Annotated in this window: 4 protein-coding genes; all 4 read left to right on the forward strand. The window is 65.2% G+C overall.

The genetic code is table 11. The annotated features are described in order from the left end of the window. A partial coding sequence (coaBC, locus tag ACP5EL_RS09770; protein ID WP_428402322.1) for a bifunctional phosphopantothenoylcysteine decarboxylase/phosphopantothenate--cysteine ligase CoaBC occupies window positions 1–1,197 on the forward strand: 1,197 nt, incomplete at its 5' end. Between the two features lie 119 nt (window positions 1,198–1,316). Then, complete coding sequence (locus ACP5EL_RS09775; protein ID WP_428402323.1) at window positions 1,317–2,024, forward strand: pantoate kinase; 708 nt, start codon at window positions 1,317–1,319, stop codon at window positions 2,022–2,024. Then, window positions 2,017–2,781, forward strand: a complete 765-nt coding sequence (locus ACP5EL_RS09780; RefSeq protein WP_428402324.1) for a 4-phosphopantoate--beta-alanine ligase — start codon at window positions 2,017–2,019, stop codon at window positions 2,779–2,781. Before ACP5EL_RS09775 ends, ACP5EL_RS09780 begins: the two co-directional genes overlap by 8 nt. A 45-nt stretch (window positions 2,782–2,826) precedes the next feature. Next, on the forward strand, window positions 2,827–3,387 hold the full coding sequence (locus ACP5EL_RS09785; protein WP_428402325.1) for a hypothetical protein: 561 nt from the start codon (window positions 2,827–2,829) through the stop codon (window positions 3,385–3,387). The last annotated feature ends 36 nt before the right edge of the window (window positions 3,388–3,423 follow it).

Below are 3,423 nucleotides of genomic sequence, written 5' to 3' on the forward strand. Positions count from 1 at the left end.
TCGATCATATCCGGCACGGTGAGCGATTCTCTATCGGGAAAGCTGATCGTCCTCGCGGTCACGGGAAGCATCGCCGCGGTGAGGACCGTCGATCTGGCCCGCGACCTGATCCGGCGGGGGGCGCGGGTTCACTGCGTGATGAGCAAAGCCGCTCAGGAGATCGTCCATCCTTACGCCCTGGAGTACGCGACTGAAAACCCCGTGGTGACCAAGATCACAGGAAGAGTCGAGCACGTCGAGTTCTGCGGCGTGGGGGGGAGGGCGGACCTCCTCCTCATCGCCCCTGCCACCGCCAATTCCATAGGAAAAATAGCTTGCGGGATCGACGACACCCCCGTCACCACCTACGCCACCACCGCCCTCGGAAGCGGCGTTCCGGTGATGGTCGTCCCCGCCATGCACGAGGCGATGTACCGCCACCCTGCAATATTGAAGAACCTGGAGGCTCTCCGGTCGATGGGGGTCGCGATCGTCGACCCCCGGATCGAGGAGGAGAAGGCGAAGATCGCCGAGAACAGGACGGTGGTGATGGAGGCGGAGAGGCTCCTTGGCCCCAACGACCTCGCCGGCAGAAAGATCCTGGTGACCAGTGGGGCCACCGCCGAGAGGGTCGACCCCATTCGTATCCTGACCAACAGGGCCTCGGGAAAGACGGGGACGGAGATCGCCCTGGAGGCCCGGAGGAGGGGGGCGGAGGTGACTATCGTCCACCGGGGACATCTCGGCCTCCCCCTGAAGGAGATATACGTCGAGAGCGCCGAGGAGATGCTCTCCGCCGTCCTGGCCGAGCTGGAGGAGGGGGGATACGACGCCATGATCGCCGCCGCCGCCGTCTCCGACTACACCCTGGACCCCACCGCAGAGAAGATCAAGTCCGGGGGCGATCTCGTCCTGAGGCTGAAGCAGACCTCGAAGATAATAAAGACGGCGAAGTCCCTCCATCCAGATCTGAAGATGGTGGGTTTCAAGGCCGAGACCTTCCTATCAGACCAGGACCTGATCTCGAGGGCCGAGGAGTCCATGCAGAAGAACCGGCTCGACCTCGTCGTCGCCAACGACGTGGGGAAGGGAGGGATGGGTACCGAGGAGAACAGGGTCCTCATACTGGGGCGGGACGGGCTGAAGTCGGAGATCTCCGGTAAGAAGAGCTTGATCGCAAGAGCCGTCATCGACGCCCTGGGGGAGGAGTTATCCTGAGGGCTGCGGCCCCCGCCCACATCACGGGCTTCTTCGCCGCCCGGCGCGACGAAGACCCGAGACGGGCGGGGTCGGTCGGCTGCGGGATCAACCTGGATCTCGGAGCCAAAACCACCGTTTTGCGATCTGAGGAGACGACCGTCTTTCTGAACGGGGTCGAGTCGGAGGCGCCGGTCACGAGAAAGGTGGTCGAGCGCCTCTCGCCCTCGCCGGTCAGAGTCGAGACGGAGCTGTTGATGCCCCTGGGGGCGGGGTTTGGGGCGAGCGGGGCCGGGGCTCTCAGCTCTGCCTACGCCCTCAACGGAGCCTTCGGCCTGGGCCTCTTCGCCAGCGGGGTGGGGGAGGCGGCCCACGTGGCGGAGGTAGTCTGCGGCACCGGCCTCGGCGACGTCATCGCCCAGAACACCGGTGGCCTGGTGGTCCGGCTCTCCCCGGGGGCACCGGGGCTGGGGATCGTCGACCGGATACCGGTTCCGCCCCTGAAGGTCGACTGCCTGGTTAGGGGGCCTTTATCGACGGAGGAGGTCCTCTCCGATCCCGGAACGATGAGAGAGGTGAACCGGGAGGGGGAGCGGGCCCTCAAGGAGCTTATCAAGAGGCCGACCCTGGAGAGGTTCGTCTCCCTCTCCTGGGAGTTCGCAAAACGATCGGGGCTTGCTCGGGGCTGGATGGAAGATGCGGTAGAGGCGGTGGAGGCTGGTGGAGGCATGGCAGGGATGGTGATGCTGGGGGATGCGATCTTCGCCCTCGATGGGGTGGAGGCGCTGGCGGAGTTTGGAGTGGTCGTATCGGCGAGGGTCAGCCCCGGGGGTGCGGGGCTTGAGTGAGGTACCACCATCCCATCCGAGGTACGCCTCCCTGCGGACCCGGGAGAAGGTGGTGGAGGGGGTCGAGCGGGGTATAACCGGCCTTAACGGCCTCATCGCGCAAGGAAGGGGCGAAGCCCTCGACTACCTCATCGGCGAGAGGACGACGGCGGCGGCCGAGGAGGCCGAACGGGCGGCGGCGGCGATCCTCCTCCTGGCGGAGAGGCCCGTCCTCAGCGTCAACGGGAACGCCGCCGCCCTCGTCCCCGAAGAGATGGTCAATCTGGCGAATAAGATCAATGCGCCTCTGGAGGTGAACATATTCTACCGGACGGAGGAGCGGGTGAAGAAGATCGCCGACCTCCTCCGGGGCCTGGGCGCGGAGAGGGTCTACGGCGAAGAGCCCGATTCTCTGATCCCCGGCCTCGACCACGCTCGGGCCAAGGCCGCCAGAGGCGGGATATTCGACGCCGACGTCGTCTTCGTACCCCTGGAGGACGGCGACCGGTGTGAGGCCCTGGTGAGGATGGGAAAGAGGGTGATCACCGTCGATCTGAATCCCCTATCCAGGACCGCCAGGACCTCCACGGTGACGATCGCGGACAACGTGGTGAGGGCTCTGCCCAACCTGATCTCTCTGGTCGACGAGATGGCGGGGCTGGAGGAGGCAGAGCTTCGGTCGATCATCGAGGGCTACGAGAACAGGGCCGTCCTCCGCCGGTCGGTGGAGGAGATGATCTCTCACCTCGCAGATCAGTTTTCAGCTCTGGACGAGTGACCCCCAGCAAAATATTTTATATTCGGCAGGCGTAACCTCCAGATCATGCCCAAGAGGGTCATCTCCCGCCAGGAGCTTCTGGAGTCGGTCCACGCCGCCACCGGGGTTCCCTTCGAGTCGATCTATCCTAGCGACCGTTGTTATCTGGTCCTCTCTCTGGCCGAGGTCTGGGAGACGGTCCAGTCCTTCGGCCCGGGGCCCACGAACGGCGAGAAGGAGGACCAGGACCCTTACCATCTGGCCCGCAGGCTATGGTACGCCTTCAAGGAGAAGAACAGCCGTTGCGCCTGCGGTATGGTGAGGCTCGCCGAGCCTCTGGCCCGAGACGTGGTGGGGATCGTGACCGTCGACGACCTGCTCATCGACGGGAGCATGAGCTCTGCGGGGCTGGACGACTGCGCCCTGAGCGACGATCTGGCGGAGTACGCCGAGGGGGGGTTCGCCGCTCGTCTCGGCGCGGACGGGGGCGGAGCCCTCCGGGGCGGCATCGAGATGACCCTGATCGAGCCCCAGACAAAAGAGGTCTTCAAGAGGAGCCAGGGGGGGGACTTCGGCCCCGGCCAGTGGCCCATCTCCGAGATCAGGGCGCTGGCGGTCTGGTTCTGACCAACAGCATCGTATCCCATATCCGAGTTCAGGTCA

Origin of the sequence: Methanocrinis sp., from assembly GCF_049974945.1 — an archaeon.
In the GTDB taxonomy this organism is placed as follows: Archaea; Halobacteriota; Methanosarcinia; order Methanotrichales; family Methanotrichaceae; genus Methanocrinis.